The sequence below is a fragment of the Acinetobacter junii genome, from assembly GCF_018336855.1.
Classification (GTDB): Bacteria; Pseudomonadota; Gammaproteobacteria; order Pseudomonadales; family Moraxellaceae; genus Acinetobacter; species Acinetobacter junii.
Window position 1 is genome coordinate 2,050,527 of record NZ_CP059558.1, and the last position, 20,716, is coordinate 2,071,242.

Annotated in this window: 20 protein-coding genes; 8 read left to right on the forward strand and 12 right to left on the reverse strand. The window is 36.4% G+C overall.

Features of this window, described 5'->3' with window-relative positions; translation table 11 throughout:
• Positions 1 to 44: 44 nt before the first annotated feature.
• From H2677_RS09625 to aceI, 3 genes are all read right to left on the reverse strand, one after another.
• Positions 45 to 563: a hypothetical protein gene (locus H2677_RS09625; RefSeq protein ID WP_168154472.1), complete on the reverse strand. Its 519-nt coding sequence runs from the start codon at positions 561 to 563 to the stop codon at positions 45 to 47.
• 44 nt (positions 564 to 607) lie between these two features.
• Positions 608 to 1,003 (reverse strand): tautomerase family protein, encoded by a 396-nt coding sequence (locus H2677_RS09630; protein WP_004954974.1) that lies wholly within the window; start codon positions 1,001 to 1,003, stop codon positions 608 to 610.
• A gap of 185 nt (positions 1,004 to 1,188) precedes the next feature.
• Entirely contained in the window at positions 1,189 to 1,617 is a 429-nt protein-coding gene (gene aceI, locus H2677_RS09635; protein ID WP_075696639.1) for a chlorhexidine efflux PACE transporter AceI, read from the reverse strand.
• Between the two features lie 88 nt (positions 1,618 to 1,705).
• On the opposite strand from aceI, the gene aceR reads away from it, so the two are divergent.
• The 4 genes from aceR to H2677_RS09655 all read left to right on the forward strand — a co-directional run bounded on the left by aceR (position 1,706) and on the right by H2677_RS09655 (position 5,700).
• On the forward strand, positions 1,706 to 2,596 hold the full coding sequence (aceR, locus tag H2677_RS09640; protein WP_099948839.1) for an HTH-type transcriptional regulator AceR: 891 nt from the start codon (positions 1,706 to 1,708) through the stop codon (positions 2,594 to 2,596).
• A gap of 105 nt (positions 2,597 to 2,701) precedes the next feature.
• Positions 2,702 to 3,691: a transaldolase gene (gene tal, locus H2677_RS09645; protein WP_112987091.1), complete on the forward strand. Its 990-nt coding sequence runs from the start codon at positions 2,702 to 2,704 to the stop codon at positions 3,689 to 3,691.
• Positions 3,692 to 3,763: 72 nt separating this feature from the next.
• Positions 3,764 to 4,414 carry a leucine efflux protein LeuE gene (gene leuE, locus H2677_RS09650; RefSeq protein WP_005402397.1) on the forward strand — a complete coding sequence of 217 codons (651 nt, stop codon included), beginning with the start codon at positions 3,764 to 3,766 and terminating at the stop codon, positions 4,412 to 4,414.
• 107 nt (positions 4,415 to 4,521) lie between these two features.
• Positions 4,522 to 5,700 (forward strand): benzoate/H(+) symporter BenE family transporter, encoded by a 1,179-nt coding sequence (locus H2677_RS09655; RefSeq protein ID WP_212638403.1) that lies wholly within the window; start codon positions 4,522 to 4,524, stop codon positions 5,698 to 5,700.
• 42 nt (positions 5,701 to 5,742) lie between these two features.
• Here the strand turns inward: H2677_RS09655 and H2677_RS09660 are convergent, their stop codons facing one another.
• From H2677_RS09660 to pepN, 5 genes are all read right to left on the reverse strand, one after another.
• A complete protein-coding gene (locus H2677_RS09660; RefSeq protein WP_212638404.1) occupies positions 5,743 to 7,575 on the reverse strand; it encodes a monovalent cation:proton antiporter-2 (CPA2) family protein in 1,833 nt (610 codons plus the stop codon).
• Positions 7,576 to 7,747: 172 nt separating this feature from the next.
• Positions 7,748 to 8,167, reverse strand: a complete 420-nt coding sequence (locus H2677_RS09665) for an RDD family protein (protein WP_004954991.1) — start codon at positions 8,165 to 8,167, stop codon at positions 7,748 to 7,750.
• Between the two features lie 69 nt (positions 8,168 to 8,236).
• Entirely contained in the window at positions 8,237 to 8,923 is a 687-nt protein-coding gene (locus H2677_RS09670; RefSeq protein WP_004912073.1) for a dienelactone hydrolase family protein, read from the reverse strand.
• A gap of 134 nt (positions 8,924 to 9,057) precedes the next feature.
• Complete coding sequence (locus H2677_RS09675; protein ID WP_212638405.1) at positions 9,058 to 10,437, reverse strand: L-serine ammonia-lyase; 1,380 nt, start codon at positions 10,435 to 10,437, stop codon at positions 9,058 to 9,060.
• Positions 10,438 to 10,567: 130 nt separating this feature from the next.
• Positions 10,568 to 13,174, reverse strand: a complete 2,607-nt coding sequence (pepN, locus tag H2677_RS09680) for an aminopeptidase N (protein ID WP_212638406.1) — start codon at positions 13,172 to 13,174, stop codon at positions 10,568 to 10,570.
• Between the two features lie 346 nt (positions 13,175 to 13,520).
• Between pepN and H2677_RS09685 the strand changes: the two genes are divergently transcribed.
• Positions 13,521 to 13,778: a hypothetical protein gene (locus tag H2677_RS09685; protein ID WP_004955000.1), complete on the forward strand. Its 258-nt coding sequence runs from the start codon at positions 13,521 to 13,523 to the stop codon at positions 13,776 to 13,778.
• Positions 13,779 to 13,837: 59 nt separating this feature from the next.
• Here H2677_RS09685 and H2677_RS09690 read toward each other — a convergent pair whose 3' ends face one another.
• Both H2677_RS09690 and H2677_RS09695 read right to left on the reverse strand, forming a co-directional pair.
• Entirely contained in the window at positions 13,838 to 14,311 is a 474-nt protein-coding gene (locus tag H2677_RS09690) for a DUF2147 domain-containing protein (protein ID WP_212638407.1), read from the reverse strand.
• A gap of 211 nt (positions 14,312 to 14,522) precedes the next feature.
• Positions 14,523 to 14,996 carry a DUF2147 domain-containing protein gene (locus H2677_RS09695; protein ID WP_212638408.1) on the reverse strand — a complete coding sequence of 158 codons (474 nt, stop codon included), beginning with the start codon at positions 14,994 to 14,996 and terminating at the stop codon, positions 14,523 to 14,525.
• A 337-nt stretch (positions 14,997 to 15,333) separates the two neighbouring features.
• Here H2677_RS09695 and H2677_RS09700 point away from each other — a divergent pair, with 337 nt between their 5' ends.
• Positions 15,334 to 16,494, forward strand: a complete 1,161-nt coding sequence (locus H2677_RS09700) for a hypothetical protein (protein ID WP_212638409.1) — start codon at positions 15,334 to 15,336, stop codon at positions 16,492 to 16,494.
• 36 nt (positions 16,495 to 16,530) lie between these two features.
• A complete protein-coding gene (gene thiM / locus H2677_RS09705) occupies positions 16,531 to 17,349 on the forward strand; it encodes a hydroxyethylthiazole kinase (protein WP_212638410.1) in 819 nt (272 codons plus the stop codon).
• Between the two features lie 35 nt (positions 17,350 to 17,384).
• On the opposite strand, the gene H2677_RS09710 is transcribed toward thiM, so the two are convergent.
• Positions 17,385 to 17,747: a 5-carboxymethyl-2-hydroxymuconate Delta-isomerase gene (locus tag H2677_RS09710; RefSeq protein WP_212638411.1), complete on the reverse strand. Its 363-nt coding sequence runs from the start codon at positions 17,745 to 17,747 to the stop codon at positions 17,385 to 17,387.
• 9 nt (positions 17,748 to 17,756) lie between these two features.
• Entirely contained in the window at positions 17,757 to 19,469 is a 1,713-nt protein-coding gene (locus H2677_RS09715) for an AAA family ATPase (protein WP_075696645.1), read from the reverse strand.
• Between the two features lie 159 nt (positions 19,470 to 19,628).
• On the opposite strand from H2677_RS09715, the gene H2677_RS09720 reads away from it, so the two are divergent.
• Complete coding sequence (locus tag H2677_RS09720; protein WP_212638412.1) at positions 19,629 to 20,594, forward strand: alpha/beta hydrolase; 966 nt, start codon at positions 19,629 to 19,631, stop codon at positions 20,592 to 20,594.
• Positions 20,595 to 20,716 lie beyond the last annotated feature (122 nt).

Here is a 20,716-nt window from a genome sequence, read left to right on the forward strand (position 1 = left end):
ATCCTTAATGCAAAGTTATGTATTGAGTAAATCAAATAGAATTGCTATCGAAAGTCACTATTATTTAAAACAGGATTCTTTAACCAATTTTTAATGTTATGGATTTGCTTTTCTACTTCAATAAGAAGATGAGGACTATTATCATGAGTCCATGTTTCATCACACCAGTCACAAGCATCATATAAATCACCCAGCCATGAGGGATAATATACAATTTTCGGATCAAAATTACGTGGAGCCCCCATAAAATCGGCTTCTATTTTGTTAAAAATTTTACATAATTCAAAGGGTCGTATTTCACCCACTTTATATTTCTTTAGAACATTTAGGAAGTAATGAGCAGCTAAAATTTCGGCCTCAATTGAATTCACTGAAAAATTTACATCTACTTTTTGTATCAACCCTAACAAAAGAGATTTGTGATCAGCATCGTGATCAAAAAGTTCAAAGTACTCTATCTCTACAACCTTATGTGCTTTTATATATTCTGCGATTTTACTTAAAGTAAGATCTTGAGAGTAATCAGTATAGTAAATTTCTACGAAAAGTGCTTTTAATGTCATCAATCCATCTTCAATTTTGATATTGTAATTAAATCCAACTCCTTCTAAACATCAATTTTAAACCCTAAATCAATATCAGATGCAGCTTGACCACCTCGTATTCCAAAATTATCCGTTGAAATTTCTCGAATTATTATCATGACATGATCTCTTGGTACACCAAATGGTTCTAGGTTATCTACAATCGTTTTATACAGTAAACGTTTGGTTTCTAATGAGCGACCTACAAAACAATCAATGGTAATGTGTGTAAAAAACTCTGGTTTTTCCTTTTCTGGTGGACACTGAAAATGATGTGGTTCATACGTGACTAAACGTAGATGCCGATCATTTGGCATAATTTTAAACGACTCTATCAAAGCAGAATGCACCGCTTCAATAATTCCAAGCTCCACTTCTAACGTATATTTTTGTCTTATCTCAATAAGAACACTCGGCATTTTACTCTCTCAAACAAGCACTATTAATGAAGATTTATATTTTCTATAGATTTATTAGCAACAAATTAATGTTGATTAAACCGAATTTATTAAAATTATCAAACTTTAATCATGTTGTACTAATCTAAGTATTAAAAAAGCACCCTTCATCAAGTGATAAAGAGTGCTACCTAATGATCTCATTATTATGATGCAAATTTTGCATTTGGAAAGAAACGGTTTTCAATCGTGTCATAGCACCATTGGAAAATAAATGTATAAACCAGAATACACATAGTCAAACCAAAATCTAGAATCAATGCTTCGATAAATGACATATTCATCATATAAGCAATGATTGGAATAGTTGCGAGCATCAAACCGCCCTCAAACCCAATAGCATGCATAATACGAACAGGTATCGTTCTTTCCCACTGATATTTAAACTCAATTTTCTCGAAATAGTGATTAAATATCATATTCCAGATCACTGAAATAACAGCCATGATCACACCTAAAACACCTGTGACTTCAAGTGGCATACTAAAAATAAAACTTAACGCGATAGCGATGATGACCAATAAAATCACTTCATAACTGATCGCATGAATGAGCCTTCTTTTGGAAATCAACATTTTTAAAACACTCTTTTGTTTGGATATGGCTCATTTTATTTTTATAATTTTGATCAATCCAATCAGATTCTTTCAGTTTTATTGACAGATGAATATAAATCAAGAACAACTACTCATGTTCCAAACCGTCATGGAAACAGGTTCATTTTCAGCAGCAGCACGAAAGTTAGGTAAAGTCCCTTCTGCGGTAAGCATGTCGATTGCAAACTTAGAAATTGATTTAAACCTCAATTTATTTGACCGTATCGGACGTGAACCTATTCCTACTGATGCGGCAAAAGTGCTGTATGAAAAAACTCAATTGCTTTTGATTGAAATGAATCAATGGAAACAGCATGCTCACGCGTTGAGTAACGGTCTGGAATCCACATTAAATATTGTCGTGGTATCAGAACTATTGCACACCAATTGGACAGATTACATCACATTGCTCGAACAAAACTTTCCGAGTTTAGCAATCAATATCGTCTCTGCTCCACAAGAAGATGCTTTACAAATGTTGCTCGATCAATCTGCTCAGCTGGCTTTAATGTTTGAACGTGAACAATTGGATAGCCGCGAACAATTTGTTGAGTTAAAAAGAGAAGCTTTAATACCTGTCATCTCAATAAATCATCCCATCGCACAGTTGAATAAAGTTTCATTTGAGCAAATGGTGCAAACACGCCAAATTGTTGTCGCAAGTCGGGACAATACCATCAAGCCAGAACTCCTATTTTCTAAAGAGTACTGGCGTACTGATAACCATCATTCAGCATGCATGATGATTGTGAGAAATCTGGGTTGGGGTGTATTGCCATTAGAAATGTTCAATGAGAACCCAGAACTGAAGAAAAAATTAAAGGTTTTAGAGATCTACGACTTCACACCTAAATTCGAATATTATGTTGATTTGGTATGGAGCAGAGAAAGTAATTTAGGAGCTGCTGCCCAATTTTTAATTGAGCACATACGTAAACAACGTAAAGATCAAATATAAAAATAATAATTCGGTATTTAAATCCAGTGAACGGTGCTTTGCTTTCTTTTAGTTTGTGCTATAAAGAAGTTACCTATAATTTTGTTTATTAAGAACGTTATATCAATGACTCAAAATGCATTAGTCCAATTAAAGAATTTAACAACCGTTGTAGCTGATAGTAGTGATTTAGAAGCAATTGAAAAATTCCGTCCTCTTGATGCAACAACAAATCCATCATTGATTACTGCTGCAGCAGAACAGCCTGAAAGCAAAGAACTAATTGAAGATGCTTATTATCAAGCAAAAGAAGAAGGCTATCAAAGTGATGCATTAATTGAGCGTACGATTGATATTTTGACCGTCAAATTTGGTGTTGAAATTTTAAAATTGATTGATGGTCGTGTTTCAACTGAAGTGGATGCATCTCTTTCTTATGATACTGAAGCAACGATTGCTAAGGCGCGTGAACTTTCACAACTGTATAAAGGATATGGTATTGATCAATCACGTATCTTGATCAAGATTGCATCGACATGGGAAGGTATTCAAGCTGCAAAAGTTTTAGAAGCTGAAGGTATTCCATGTAATCTCACCTTACTGTTTGGTTTGCATCAAGCTCAGGCATGCGCAGATGCGAAAATTACGCTGATCTCTCCGTTTGTTGGTCGTATCCTAGACTGGTATAAAAAAGCTGAAGGTGTAGACCAATACCCGATTGAAAAAGATCCAGGGGTATTATCAGTGAAAAAGATTTATAACTACTACAAGCAACAAGGCATTCCAACTCAAGTGATGGGTGCAAGTTTCCGCAGTACAGCACAAGTACTTGGTTTAGCAGGTTGTGATTTACTAACGATTGCTCCAAATCTTTTGGCTCAACTAGAGCAAGACCAGCAAATTGTTGAACCACAATTAAGCGAAGCAACAGCAAAACTAGCTGAGAAAATCGAGCGTAATACACAAACCAAAGAAAGCTTTAAGACAGAATTAGAGCAAGATTTGATGGCATTTCAATTACTACAAGGCGGTATTGATGGCTTTATCAAAGCACGTGATCAGTTAAGTTTACTACTACGTCAGTCTTTTGGTATTGATGCTGAAATCAAAGCCTAATTAGTCGATTTTTCACCTATAAAAACTGATTTTTGTTATATTAACGAAAATCAGTTTTTTTATGAGTTCATTGTGTTTGGTATAACAGATTTAACCACTTATATTATTGGTACAATCTTAATTGTGTTATTACCTGGTCCGAACTCTTTATATGTAATGTCTGTTGCTTCTCGCTATGGTATTCGAACTGGTTATTTAGCTGCATGTGGCGTTTTTACAGGTGATTTCGTATTAATTCTTTGTACGGTACTTGGCGCAGCATCTTTACTTAAAGCATTTCCAATCCTATTTATTATTTTAAAATTAACAGGTGCATGTTATCTCGCATACTTAGGTTTTAAATTACTGCAAGGTGCTTATCAAACTTGGAAAAAACCACCAATCAATGCTGAACTAGCTGATTTACCTCAACTTGATAAAGTACATCCCTATCGTACTGCATTGAGCATTAGCCTCCTCAATCCTAAAGCCATCCTTTTTTTCTTATCTTTTTTCGTGCAATTTGTAGAACCCAATTATGCATATCCTGCATTAAGTTTTTTGATCTTAGCGATCATTTTGCAAATCATTAGTTTTAGTTATTTAACAGCACTCATTTTTTCAGGTGTAAAATTGGCAGGCTTTTTTAAAGATAACTATAAACTAGCGGCAAGCGGGATTTTTATTGTCGGCATTTTATTCTTTGGTTTCGGTTTGCGTTTGGCTACTTCTACTATTTCTTAATACATATTTGAACAACTAATCAATTTATTCAATCATCTTTTAACTACGATTTAGAGAACATTAACGCTATACTTTTCAATAAATTTTAACCAATTAAAGATGCATAGATGCAACGTGTACTCCAAGATTTTTCTATCCCAGCCGTTTTTGCGGGTTTTATTACCTTTTTGATTGGTATCAGTGTATCTGCAATATTAGTTATTCAAGGCGCTCAATCTCTAGGTGCAAATACAGTACAAATTAGCTCTTGGTTCTGGGCACTTGGGCTAGCAATTGGCTTATCTGGATTAATCCTCTCTTGGAAGTATAAATATCCCGTTGCTACTGCATGGTCTACACCCGGCATTGCATTGATTATTGCTTCTACAGGACATTATGATTTATATGAGGCAATTGGTGCTTTCCTTGTCTGTGGGATTGCAATCGCACTTGTTGGGTTTTCAGGTATTTTCCAAAAGTTATTAGCACATATTCCTCAAAGTCTAACTTGTGCCATGTTGGCAGGAATTTTATTAAAATTTGGAATTCAGATATTTAGTAGCTTAGAAACTCACCTTGGTTTCATTCTTAGCATGCTCATTATTTATCTGGTTTCAAAACGCTTATTTCCTCGATATAGCATCGTACTTACCGTAATCTTAGGTGCAGCAATTTGCCCACTGTTTATTGATTTTAAACTTCAAGCAATTTCTTGGTCACTCACTCAACCGATTTGGATGCAGCCGTCATTTTCTTGGTCCGCAATTCTTGGTTTAGCATTACCCTTGTTTGTAATTAATATGACTTCACAAAACTTGCCTGGGATTGCGATGATTAAAAGTTATGGTTATCACCCTCATGTCAATCAACTGGTAGGTTGGACAGGTGTTGCCCATACGATTTTTGCACCATTTGGCTGCTTTTCAGTAAATCTTGCTGCGATCAGCGCTGCTGTAAGTTTAGATGACCAAGTTCATCCTGATCCGAGTAAACGTTATATTGCAGGAATTAGTTGCGGTATTTTTTATATTTTAATGGGACTTTTTGCCGCAACTCTCGTCAGTTTGCTGATGTCATTTCCGCAGATCTTTATTGTCGCACTCGCAGGTATCGCACTGTTTGCAACAATTAGCCATAATATTGCAGTTGCATTCTCAAATGTAGAAGAACGTGAAGCTGCTTTATTAACTTTTTTGTGCAGTGCTTCAGGTATTCAATTTTGGGGTATAGGTTCAGCATTTTGGGGATTAATTTTAGGTATATTCATTTTAATTTTGTTCAAATTTAAGTTAAAAAATAAGCCTTAGAATGACTAAGGCTTTATTTCTAGCTAATAAAATAATGAAAACTTACTTTTCATCTAAATCCTTTAAAGTCTCTTCGTCATTTAAAATTCGAGCAGCTTTTTTAGGTTGAATCAATGGAGCTGTTGGTCTTGGATGGCGATGTGAATATTGTAATCCTACGCCTGCATACACATCATCTGCCGCGATTTCAGTTTCAAAACGCTCTTCATCACGTTCACGTATTTCATGCGTAATGCGTTTTACTTCTTCCTGCTCAACGCCCAACTGCTGCAAAATAACGCCACCAAATTTGATTGCAGATTCGAAAGTTTCACGAATCATATAATCAACATTATGTTTCACCAAATGTAATGAATGCTCTCGGTCATAAGAACGGACTAAAAGCTTAGCAAGAGGAAACTGGTGCTTCACCAGTTCTACAATTTTGTTGGTGGTTTCTTTACTATCTACACAGACCACAACCGCTTGCGCTGTTGCAGCACCAGATGCATGTAAAATATCGAGTCGTGATCCATCACCATAATAGATTTTGAAGCCAAACTTTTCTGCATTTTGAATCATGTCAATATCAGTATCGATAATCGTGACATCAACACCTCTGGCTAATAACAATTGACTGGTAACCTGACCGAATCGACCGAATCCAATCATCAAAACACTTCCTGTTAACCCATCAGCAATACTTACATTTTCAAGAGATAGCTTTTGTTTCGATACGGTGTAGCGTTTAAAAATAATCCCAAGAATTGGCGTTAGCACCATAGATAAAACGACGATAGCTGTAAGATTTGATTTAACAGTATTATCGATGACTTGCGCACTCACTGCGGCTGCGAATAACACAAATGCAAACTCGCCACCTTGAGCCATGAGTAAAGCCCGATCTAAAGCTTCGGTGTGCGAACTTTTAGTTACGAGAGCAACAATATAAATCATCAATGCCTTTGCAAACATCATTGCAATCACACCACTGACGATCAATTGCCAATTCTGTTTCACTACGGATAGGTCTAGAGACATCCCTACACCCAAGAAAAACAGCCCAAGTAAAATCCCTCTAAATGGTTCGATATCTGCTTCAATTTGATGTCTAAATGTGGATTCAGATAATAAGACCCCTGCGAGAAAAGCTCCCATTGCCATCGATAAACCACTGACTTGCATTAACAGTGCTGCACCTAATACAACAAGTAATGCTGCAGCCGTCATCACTTCTCTAGCCCTAGCTGCAGCTAATAACCTAAACAACGGATTCAGTAACCAATATCCCGCTGCAATCAAACCTGCAATTGCAATTAATCCAAGACCAATACTTTCTAAACGAGTTGAAGTACTTTCCACGACGTGGTTCGGTGCCATGAAGGCTACAATGGCAAGTAAAGGTACGATCAGCAAATCTTCAAACAATAAAATTGAGACAATTTTTTGCCCATGGGGTTGAGTAAGGTCTCCTCGATCACCAAGCAGTTGCATTACGATGGCTGTTGAAGTCAATACAAAACCAGCCGCACCAATAAAAGCAACTTGCCATGTGAATCCAAATAATAGCCCAACACCTGTTAACGCCAAAGCACAGACGATTATTTGTAAGGTGCCTAATCCAAAGATTTCCCGTCTTAAACTCCATAGATGTGATGGTTGCATTTCTAAACCGATCACGAATAAATACATGACGATTCCAAGTTCGGCTACATGCAGAATTGCGGCAGAATCATGAAAAAAGGCAAACCCAAATGGACCAATTACCAAGCCAGCAATCAAATATCCTAAGACCGAACCTAATCCTATACGTTTAAAGATTGGTACCGCGATTACGGCTGCCGCCAGTAAAACTACTGGTGCAATTAAACTCATCGAATGTGCCTCTGAACTCATATCGTTCTCATTTTTATCAATTCTTGATTATTCTATTTGAATCTATTCGAGACTTATACAACATTGGTGGGATGATCTTTCCTAATGTTTTGAAATTTGATACTTAAATATAAAAAATCGCCATATACGGCGATTTTTACGAAGATAATATTGGCAACAGTCAACCTTATTTTTACAACTCTCTCACAACAACTGTTTTTGCCATTTTGTCATGCCAACCTTGCTTTTTTGAATCAAATGCAACCCAAATAAGTCCAATAAACAAAACAAGCGTCGCAGGTATGTAGCCGATATAACGGATAATCCCTTGACCAACAGTGACATGATTTCCAGTTTTTTCATCTAAAACCTTTAAGCGTAATAGACGTTTACCCGGTGTACCTGCAAATTTAACCCAACAAAAAATATAGAACACTGCCATCAAAATTTGCCAAAACCAATCTGATGCTGTAGTCATTTGAAATGAATAGCTCGTTGCTTCTCTACCAAATAAAAGCGTAATAGGTAACAACGCAACAACGACAATGATTGAGTCAATAATGGAAGCAACTAAACGAATCCAAAAACCAGCATATTCGTATTTATAAGACATTTACCCCTCTCCTTTTTCTTTGTAAATATTCATAAACATTGAAGAATAATAAACTTCTCTTAATTTTATTTATATTGAATTTTGTTTTAGTTCTCTTTCAAAGAAATCTAAGGTTCGCTGCCAAACGACTTTCGCCTCGGGTAAACCTCGACTCACACTGCGGAAACCATGTGGCATATTATAAGTATAAGCCTCTACACGATCACCTAACTGATTGATGAGTTTATTACGTTTCGTTGCTGGGCAAAATGGGTCTACAGTTGACCAATGACCTTGTAGAATTCGGATATCATCCAAGGATTCTTTTTTCGGTACACCTGCACCCTGAATGCCCAAAGAATGATGATAAACTACAGGTGCAAGCATATCCTCACGTTTTGCCATTTGGATAACGTAACCACCTGTTAAGCATTGACCAAGCATACCAAGTCGACCATTTGAGCGTGGGTCAGCCTTTAATGCATCAAGTAATACATGAATCTCTTGATTAACATCACTATCAGCGGCATTGATCCGCCCAGCCTTACTGACCATTGCACGAATACAGTATTTAACTGCACCTCCACTAAATAAATTGGGTACATAAACCAAATAACCACGGTCTGCTAAATCTTGAGCATCTTCACGATAGACATCAAGTACGCCAAACAACTCATGTAGCAATAAAATAGCAGGTACTTTTTCTGATTTTTCAGCAGGTGCATAAACTTCTACTTCTATGTCACGTGTGGGTAATGTGATTGTTTTTATTTCCATCTTAATGATCCATCTTGTATTAAAATTAATCACATACTATTTATGACAATATTAATTGTCAAATAAAAAAGGATGCTATAAACATCCTTTCTATGAGATTTCCAATTTCTGTTTTTCAATCATTTAAATGATGCTTAACACTCTATCGAATTTACAGCTAAACCACCTTTCGAGGTTTCTTTATATTTATCGGACATGTCTTTGCCTGTCTCTTTCATGGTTTGAATGACTTTATCCAAAGAAACATAATGCTCACCATCACCATTGAGCGCCATCTGTGCTGCGTTAATGGCTTTTACAGCAGCAATAGCATTACGCTCAATACATGGAATTTGTACTAAGCCTCCCACAGGATCACAAGTCAGTCCTAGATTATGTTCTAATCCAATTTCGGCAGCATGTTCAACTTGTTCAGGTGTTCCATTTAGAATTTCAGCTAAACCCGCAGAGGCCATTGCACATGCTGAACCGACCTCACCCTGACAGCCAACCTCAGCACCAGAAATAGAAGCATTCAATTTACATAAAATCCCAACTGCTGCGGCACTTAAAAAGAATTTTACAATCGTATCCTCAGATTCATCTTCGGAAAAATTCACGTAATAAGATAAAACTGCGGGGATAATGCCAGCAGCACCATTGGTCGGTGCAGTCACGACTCGACCACCTGCTGCATTTTCCTCATTTACTGCAAGTGCAAATAAATTCACCCACTCCATTGCATTAAAAGTGGTCGCGATCAGATTGCTATGTTCTTTTCTTAATAACCGTTGGTGAATACTTTTCGCGCGACGTTTTACATTTAATCCGCCTGCCAAAATGCCATCATGCTGTAAACCACTTTGAATACAAGATTGCATCACATGCCAAATTGCCATGATTTTTTCACGTATCTCAGTTTCAGTTCGCCAGCTTTTTTCATTTTCTAGCATCAAATAACTAATGCTGCACTGATACTTTTTGCAAAGTGCTAAAAGTTCCTTTGCGCTTTGAAATGGATAAGGAATCCGAGTTTTATCTTCAATAAAACTTCCTTGGTCTATATGACTCTCATCTAAGATAAAACCGCCCCCTATCGAATAATAAGTATTGGCATAGACTTCATTGTTTTGCTGATCAAATGCAATAATTTTCATTGCATTCGGGTGATAAGGCAAAGCTTCATCTATAAAGAGGATATCTTGATTCGCATCAAATGGAATGGAGTGAGTCCCTGCAATTTTTAAAATTTTAGAGTTTAAATCGTTTTCTAGAGTTAAATGACTTTCTGAAATATTGATTGTCTCTGGATCATTACCCATTAGCCCCAGTAAAGTTGCTTTGTCTGTAGCATGACCAATTCCTGTTGAAGATAATGAACCGTATAAGTAAATTTTAATCTGTTTGACCTTTTCTAAATCACGGCGTTGTTGCAATACCTCGACAAAACGATATGCTGCTCGCATCGGTGCGACAGTATGTGAACTTGAAGGACCTACACCGATTTTAAAAAGATCAAATACACTCAAAGCCATGTGTCATTATTCCTATAATGCTCCCATTTCTATTTTTTATAATTTTTTAATTGAGGGAAATTCTATAAATGATAAAAAACAATAACCACAACCGTAAACGATTGTGGTTAAAGCTAAAACTTACTTTAGATTAAATACTGAGTAAAGAATTTAGTGTTTCAGAAACATTCTTAGATTTAACTTTCGGCTGCATCGCTTTAAGTGCTTGCTGTACCTGAGAACGCTGAGGTTCGGCTAAGGTGTACCAACGTGACAACACTTGTAATAAACGAGAACCTAAAATTGGATTTTTCTCATCAAGATAAGTCGCAAGATTAATGAAATGTTCAACGCCAAAACTCCATGTATTCACGGGACTATTAGATAATCCACCACTCACAGAGCGAATACGATTCGGTGTACCTAGATCATAATCAGGATGCTTAGTGAGGTATTCTATGGTTTCTGCAGTCGCATTAGGGTTAGATGATTGAATCGTAAACCATTGATCTAAAGATAAAGCTTCATCTTTAAAACGATTATAGAAATCATCCAATACCGACTGGGCTTGAGGTGCATCATTCCAAACAAGAACCCGCAAAGCACCTAAACGCTCAGTCATATTTCCTGTTTGCTGATACTGCTGATAAGCCAAATCGAAAGCAGATTCATCACCTTGACGTGCCAACATATTTAACATGATGTTTTTCAGTGCACGTACACCCATAGCCAAAGAAAACTCTTTCTGCAAGTCAGGATCAAGCGCTAAATAGGTTTCTTTCCAGAATGAACCAAGTTCACGTGCCAAACGATTTATAACTGCTTCACGTTTTTCACGTACTAATCCTGGTTCATAATCTTGATCGATACGGCTACCTAAGTAACTTTCACTTGGAACATCAAACAAACGTGATGCAAGTAAAGGATCTTTATTAACCAAATCAGGCAAAGTATTTTTAATTGCTTGGATGTAGGTATCTGCTTGATGATCTTCTAATAAAATACGTTCTAGCAACGTTTGTGTCGCTTGCCATTGGTTAAAACCATTGGTTTCATGTTGAATCAAGAAAGCCAGATCATCATTTGAATAATCAAAGCTTAAATTCACTGGTGCAGAGAAATTGCGTAGTAATGAAGCGACTGGTTGTTCGGTCACATCTGTAAATTCAATAGTGGCTTCATCTTGATCAAATAAGTAAACGCCATCTTTCACATCATTTACAAATAGATCAGCACTGTGCAAAGTGTACTGTTCACCTGTTTTTGCATTGAACAATGCTAAAGCAACTGGGATTGGCACAGCTTTCAAGTTTGGATATTTAGGATGTGCTTTTAGACTTTGTTTCAAGTTCAAACGATAGGTCTTTGCAGCCGCATCGTATTCACCTTTCGCTTCTAACTTAGGTGTACCTGGTTGGTTATACCACGTAAGGAAATTTGATAAATCCACACCTGAGCCTGCACTGAGTGCAGCAACCCAATCTTCAACAGTAACCGCTTGACCATCATGACGAAGGAAATATTCATCTGTGCCTTTAGGGTATTTTTCTTTACCTAAAAGTGTTGCCATCATGCGGTTAATTTCCGCACCTTTTTCATAAACTGTCGCTGTGTAGAAATTATTGATTTCCACAAAATGATCTGGACGAGGAGGATGAGATAAAGGACCTGCATCTTCAGGGAATTGATGTGCTTTTAATACGGCAACATCATCGATACGCTGTACTGCTGCCGACTGTAAATCCTCAGAAAAAGACTGATCTCGGAATACAGTTAAGCCTTCTTTTAAACAAAGCTGAAACCAATCACGACAAGTAATACGGTTACCAGTCCAGTTATGGAAATATTCATGTGCAATCACCGATTGAACACGCATGATTGCAGCATCAGTCGTAAATTCTTCATCAGCGAGTACACAAGAGGTATTAAAGATATTTAAGCCTTTATTCTCCATCGCACCCATATTGAATTGGCTGACTGCCACAATCATATAGTTGTCTAGATCATAAGGACGACCATAATGTTCCTCATCCCAACGCATCGAATGCTTTAATGCTTCCATCGCAATATGACATTTTGGAATATCTTTCTCGATCGCGTAAATTTCTAAGGCAACATCACGACCTTCAGAAGTTGTATAACGATCTCTCAATACCGCTAAATCACCAATCACACAGGCGAATAAGTAACTTGGTTTCTTGGTTGGATCTTGCCAAATTGCAAAATGACGATCTTCACCTGCCTCACCCGTTTCCAGTAAGTTACCGTTTGCCAATAGCACAGGATATTTTTTGTCTGCTTCTACACGCGTTGTGAAGACAGACAATACATCAGGACGATCTGGATAAAAGGTAATTTTGCGGAAACCTTCAGGTTCATTTTGGGTAACAAATAAATCACCTGCCTTATATAAACCTTCCAGTTGGGTATTAGACTCAGGGTGAATGATCACCTGATTTTGAATAATGACCTCATCTGGTGCATTGGTGATCTTTAATTGCTCTGTATCTAACTCATATTGATCGGCAGTTAATAATTCACCGTTGAGTTGAATAGATTTAAGTTCTAAATCACGTCCTAATAAGATTAAAGCACCTGCCGCTTGTCTCTTCATCACTAATGTTGAATCAACAATCGTATGATCATCATAGACTTGTATATTTAAGTTGATTGATTCAACTAAAAAAGATGGTTTTTGATAGTCTTTCAAATAAATGGTTTGATCTGCTTGTACAGGAGGTTGCGCCGCAATATTCATCAGTAATCCTTAATCTTTCATCATGTCGTTAGATGGTCTTGTTGGCAAGACTTCTTGATTAGCAAATCATACGCCAACTTATAAATCCTGTCTTTAGAACCACAGTATCACTTTGATTAGTTTTATTGGGTTTGTATAAACGAATTTCAAATTTAAACGTTGAATCAACTTATCGTTTAGACAAAATTACAACACTGTTTTCCATTCTTAAATCAAAAATACAAAAGCAAATGTCACTCATCGACTAACTTACATTTTTTTGCTGTGTTTAACATTTTGTGCACGGTTATTGCTTAATCATATATGCCAAAGTAGGTATGTAAAAATAACAAGTGAGGGTTTTATTATGGAATTAAAAGCGCATCTATATCGTTTAGAAAACATTAAAGCAATTCACGATCTCGCAACGGCTGGAATTGACCATCAAGTTATTTCAGTCTTTTTATCAGCAGAAGGCATTTGTATTACACCAATTGAAGTAACAAATATCGTGAATACTTACGATGCCTTAGGTAAAGAAAAAGTCCCAACCAAAAAGGTACAAGCCTTACTCGCTGCTAAAAAAATCTGTCAGGAGGACGAAAATTTACCATGCCCTGTTTAATTAAATTCAACCCAACAAAAAACCTCGAATTAATCGAGGTTTTTTTATTCATTTAGAAGTTATGGATTAGCACTATCCGTTCTTATCCAAACAACCGTTCGCCCAAGTGCAGAAACACCCATATAACCACGCATACGAAGACGCTTTCCTTCGCCAGTCACAACCCCCTTGCCTTTATAGATGCGACCCGACGTCGGTTCCAAAACACGACCATCAATATATGAGTCAGGTTTATTTGGATCCTCTCTAAATCCTGAAAGAATTTGCAGTCCCAATATCGGTTTATTGGTAAAAGGTGCAGGACATTTTGAACAGTTTGTTAAAGCAATACCATGTGAATTTGGATATCGATAGACAATTTTCCCGTGATAACGCCCATCATTTCCTTTACGGATCTCAACAATTGAAAGCTGCTCACCTGTACGCTCTTCTATACTTTTCCAGTAACCTTCGATAGACGCAGAAAAACCTAACGCACTCACAAAAGATAAACTAAGCCCCATGATTCCTTTCATGAGCATTTGATTCAACATATTAACCCCGTCATTTTAAAAACTAAATTATTCATCTTTATAGATTTAATGCGCGAAAACTAACATAGTTTTAAACAATTTACACTGTACGCATGAGTTCTTTTGACTATAAAAGCAACATGATTAATCGTTATTGTTCACATAATTTCAATGTTTTATTCAAATAAAAAAAGCCTGACATTCTTGTTCAGGCTTTCCTAATAAATATAAATTATGGATTTGCGCTATCTGTACGAATCCATACCTGCGTACGACCTAATGCAGAAATGCCCATATAACCTCGCATACGCATACGCTTACCATCTGCACTTAACTGAGCTTTACCTTTGTAAATATTACCAGTTTTAGGCTCTAAGACCCGACCATCAATATACTGATTCGGTTTCTTAGGATCTTCTTTCAAACCCCAAGCGATTTGCAGTCCTAAGATTGGTTTATTTTTAAAAGGTTCAGGACATTTAACACAGTTCGTCAGTACTGCTCCACCTGGCACTGGATAGCGATACACAATCGTTCCAGTATACGTATTATCAGGTTTCTTTTTTACCTCGATAATTGAAAGTTGTTCACCTGTTCGATCATCAATACTTTTCCAAAAACCTTCAGGTGTAGCTGCAAAAGTCATCAAACTGCATAAAGCTAATGACATGCCCATGAGTCCTTTCATGAATGAGTTTTTTTGCATAAATCGCTCCGTAATGCAAAATAGATCCATCTGAGATACATATTTATTATAATGCTGAGTAACAGTCAATCAGACTTAAGCATATTTAATTGCCTAAAATTAGAAGACTTTTCAATAAAATCACATATTAATAAACTAATAAGAACCGATTCACACTTTAATGTTGTTCAACAACACCATTTGAGGTTTTATCCAATCTGAATATCTTCAATTTCACCTCAATATAATTGCCAAATATCCAACTCATCTCATCGTTGTAAATCTATTTTAATCTTTACATCATAGATTATGCTCAACATGTATAATTGCCGTTTTGAGGTTCAGAGGTAATAATTCAATGGAATTACAGATTCTACAAAAACAGTTAGATGAAAGTAGCCATTGCCCTTTATGCCAAGCTTCAATGTATTGGGTTGAGGCTGAACAATATTCACAAGAAATTCAATTTCACGAATGTAGCCATTGCCAACATCGAGTCTTTACAACTAGCAGTAAGTTAAATTGCCATTGTGATCAATGTACAGCTCAGCGTAAGAAACAAACACAACAAACAAAAATTCAAGAACAACGTAAATACAAAGTCAAAGACGAAGTCATCTACAGCTTGAATCAGCTCAGCTTTATTCATAAGTTGTTCTTATTAAGTCTACTTGATGGATATGCCCGTGAAGATGTTCAACATGATGAACTCATTCATTGGAAAAATATTAAGTACCATGAGATTACTCCAAACTATTTATTTCAAAATCAAATTGTTAAAGAGCTATTAAATAGTGGAATCTTAAAATCTCCAGATTCAAGTATCGAGACAGAAAGTTTTTACTTAAATATAAGACTTGATGGCTATTCTGATCCAAGTTTATTCAGTGTTACTCAGCAGCTTCGATATTGGTTTTACGAAAATTTAAGTTTAGGTATTCCATTTAAAACAGTAGATGAAGTAAAAGATGCACTTTATCTTGTTTTATATCAAGAAATTGTCCAGTTTATGCAATTTTACTGTCGTACGTGGGGTATCCAAATTGCAGGTAATCGCTCTTTTCAAGGCTTTTGCTATCGATTAATGGAAAATCTAGCTGTTGGTCAACTCTTTTATTTGATTCAAACTGCATTGGAATATTTGTATAAGCAAAAAGCGCTACAAGTTAAAAATGAAAAGTTTATTAACACCAATCTCTTGAAAAAAACCTTAGAGCAGTATCGAGAACGAGCAACAACTGAGCGTTGGGAAACAAGCACTTTACCAAGACCTCATAACATTCCGTTGAGTAAAATGAGTGAAGTCTTGTTATTTAAATTTCTTGGTTATGATGAAAGTATTTTTTTCCAACCAATTTGGAAGTCATGGCGCAAGATTGAACCACGTTTAAATTTTTATTCAGTAAAGCGTTGTATGTATTGTGGTTCGAATGATCTTGCGGTTGATTATGATGCAAAAGATTATGTTTCGTTGATTTGTCGCCAATGTAAACATCAAGACCACTATTTTACACGCTAAAATTTAGCAACTAGTTTCATAAAGTAAGGATTCGATATGTCTTTAAAACAACAGCTTATTGATCAAGTGATTGAGGCTTGGCATTCCTTACAAGACAAAGCCCCTCTTGTTCAATGTATCACCAATAGTGTTGCAACGAATTACACGGCAAATATCTTGCTTGCTGCTGGTGCTTCTCCAGCCATGATCGACAATCCTTTCGAAGCTGAAGCATTCACTAAAATTAGTTCCGCGCTTAGTATAAATACTGGGACCCCTACGACAGAACAAACTCAAGCGATGCTCATTTCTGCACAGACAGCACAACAGCAGCAAACGCCTTGGGTACTTGATCCAGTAGGTTATGGTGCAGTTTTGCAATGGCGGAGCGAGACGGTAGACCAGTTATTAAACTTTAAACCAAATATTATTCGGGCAAATGCTTCTGAAATTAGCACGCTAGCTGGTAATCAAACAGTATCGAAAGGTGTAGACAGCACATTAAACAGCCAAGATGTTTATGAACAATCAAAGAGTTTATTGCAATATTCAGAGTGTATTGCGATTTCTGGTGAATCCGATTTCATCATTTCCAAACAACTAAATACAGTGATTCAAGTGAATGGTGGCTGCTATCTTCAACCTAAAATAACGGCAACAGGATGCGCATTAGGTGCATTGACTGCTGCGTATCACGCTGTTAGCACGCCTACAATTGCTGCACTTGCTTCACATATACATTTTGCTATAGCTGGAAAATTGGCGTATGAACATGCTCAAACTGTGGGTAGTTTCAATGTCGCATTTTTAGATTATGTACATATGTTGGATGATAATTTGATTCGGCAATATGTCGATATTAAGCTTTTTAATTAGAAAATGTTATCAATGATGTCATTTAAAAACCAGCTTCAAATGACATCTTTAAAATAGTTATCTTTTTCTATATCAATAACTTCAACACAAATTTGTGTTTTAAAATCTGAATCAGATTGTAAATATTTTTTTATTTTAAGTGCCTGTAAAAGTGCTTCACCAAGTTGCTTTTTCTGTTCTGCAGTTCGACCACTTAACAGATATAACTTGAGATGAATATATGCTTCTAAAGGCAGATTTATTCCAATTAAAAAACTCTGATCTTTGAAAATTCGTGACTTAATGTCCTGTTCGACAAATTGCTTCGAGTCAAGCAATGTTGAATTAATTTGCTCTAATAATTGAAGTTCATCTAAATCAATCAAGTTAGCTGAATAGTTCACTATGATATGAGGCATATGGTCGTCCTATTCTATAAATAACAATGCCAAACGCACTTGATCATAAGCCATTCTCGGACTAGTTGCTTCAACAATCGGGCGTAATTTAATAGAGCCATCATCCGTAAAATGTTCTGGATTTTTACGCTTGCTCAATCGTTTATAGATTTTTCGAACTTCCTCAACAACTTCATCACCAGGATGTGCAACTGAAATATCCAAACCTTGCTCTTTGTGAAGGCGCGATAAATGATTGATGATGGTAGCTGGAGTCAAACCTCTCTCGTGAGCAATATCTTCAATTTCATAACCACCCTCAAACAATGCCTTCGTTTCATCCAAAGTAGCAGCCGCATAATTTTGCTTAGCTCCTTTGCTTAATTTTTTCTCATTTCGACTAATTTCAGTCGGGTTCAAAGTTCCCCCACAGTGTCGAATAAAGGCATTATGTTGAGTTGTCAAATCCATCTGTTCAAAGTTGATTTCTGCCTCACTCGAGAGCTCTTGAAAACGGCGATCAGCTTTTATTGCTAAACTATCCAACTCTAAAGCTTGCTCATTAAATCCAAGAAGTTTTAGACCTGTTAGTGATTTTAAACGCGAAAGAGCGACATACCCCTGACCTTTTTCAAAAGTATGGGTAAGATTGATTTCAGCAGCTTCTAAAGTCATTCCTTGGCTTTTATGAATCGTAATCGCCCATGCTAGACGCAATGGAATTTGTTGAAAACTTGCAATCACTTTGCCTGCTTCATTTTCAATTGACCATGTTTCTGGCTCAACCAATAATGTTGTTCCATCCGTCAATTTAACTTTTGGCAAGATCCCTTGTGTATCATCTTCCTCGAAGCCAATCACCTCTCCCAAGCTTCCATTGATATATCCCATATCAAAATTGTTCTTTACAAACATAACTTTGGCATGCTTTTTTAAGGTAAGTTCTTCTGGAGCGCGAACAGATGATTTCAAGGTTTCAATCAGTTTTTCATTCCCATCAACAACCGCATTGAATTGATGACTCTCGTTATCAATTTCATTCAAATGCTGATAATTGATGTTATCAACATCCATATTATGTGTATAAAGACGTGTAAACGTCTCACCTATATCGTGATGTTTAGACTGTTGCAATGCTGAGATATGGTGATTTTGAATACTTTGGGCACGAATAGCGTTTAAAATTTGGTTAAGAATTTCATCGTCTTGACGATGTTGTTCGGTTAAATAGCAAACTCGAAATTTAGCCTCAACCCATGCATCAGACATAAAGCAAAATTTATCACGGTTGGCTTCACCGTTTCGACCTACGGGTGGTAACTGGAAAAAATCTCCCGCAACAATCACTTGTATGCCACCAAAAGCCTCATCGCTTTCTTTAAAATATTTTAAGACTTGATTAACAAGATTTAGCTGCTTAGCGTGCAGCATTGAAATTTCATCTATAATAAGAACCTGAGCATTTTCTAAATGTTCTTTTAAATACTTACGCTCTTTCATACGCTTAAGATCATCATCACTCAAGCTATCTTTAATTCCAATCCCTGCCCAAGTATGAATAGTCATACCATTCATATGCGTCGCGGCAATTCCAGTGGATGCAGTGATCGCTACTGGAACTTTACGCGCCTTGAGATACATAATGTATTGATTGAGCGTATAGGTTTTACCTGCACCAGCTGAACCTGTTAGGAAAACATTTTCCCCAGCTTTGAGTATATTCAGTGCAGTTTCTTGTTTCATAATTTCGTCAGTCAAAAACAACAGCACATAGCTTAACGATTTTTTAATAAAAATAAAAATCTAGCTGTTTAGAGAACTGCCAATGTCGAAGATTTGGATTGACAACATATGGTTTTCATTTAATGTGTTTGCTAATGAATTTTGACTCGATCTATAACAATGAATACTTCAAACCTTCATACATATCAAACAGATATATTAGGTGAGGATTATCAGCAACTGACTTTAAATTTTGCTGATGATTACGATGGCAAAGTCGTGGCAACATTAATTCGAAAAAAAGCCCACAACCCAACAAAAAAAGCTGTTTTGTATATTCATGGTTTTGCTGATTATTTTTTTCAAACTGAAATGGCTGAAAAATTTAATCAACATGGTTATGACTTTTATGCGCTCGACCTAAGAAAATATGGTCGTTCAAAGCTTCCGCATCAGAAATTGTATTATGTACTAGATTTAAGAGAATATGATGCTGAAATCAGTAAAGCACTCGAGATCATAGCTAAAGAAAATCATAATCAAGTTCTATTGGCAGGACATTCAACGGGTGGACTCATCTCAACCTTATATGCTGCGCATTATCCTGATCATCGTTTAATTAAAGCATTATGGGCAAATAGCCCATTTTATGACTTTTATAAAAGTGTGATTGAGAAAAAAGTCGGTATTCCTCTATTAAGCGAAGCAGGTAAACATTTACCTAATGCCAAATTTCCAAGTGGACTAAACCCTTGGTATACCCCAAGTTTGCATAAAGACTTTTATGGTGAGTGGGATTTCAATTTAGATTGGAAACCTAAATCTATGCCATTTGTACATTTGTGTTTCGTTCACGCGATTCATGAAGCGCAAAAAGAAATTCATCGTGGTGTAAGTTTGAAAATTCCAACGCTGATCATGCATTCCCATCAATCTAAATATCCTAAAAAATGGGGTATAGATGCGCAGCAAAGCGATGTGATTCTTGATGTGAAAGATATGATTCACAATGCTAAAAAAATGAAAGGTGATGTACAAACTTTAGCAATTCATAATGGTTTACATGATCTTGTTCTGTCGGCACCACCTGTTCGTGAATACGTTTACCAACAATTGTTCCAATGGTTAGAACAAAAAATTCAATAATCATATTTATATTTGGCTGATTGAATCAGAGCAGTTATGAACTAGTTCTGATTTGGTCAGCTTCAATTTAAAAATGCACCAAATTTTGGCATTTTCTAAAAAAAGCCAAGCCATCAGCGCTA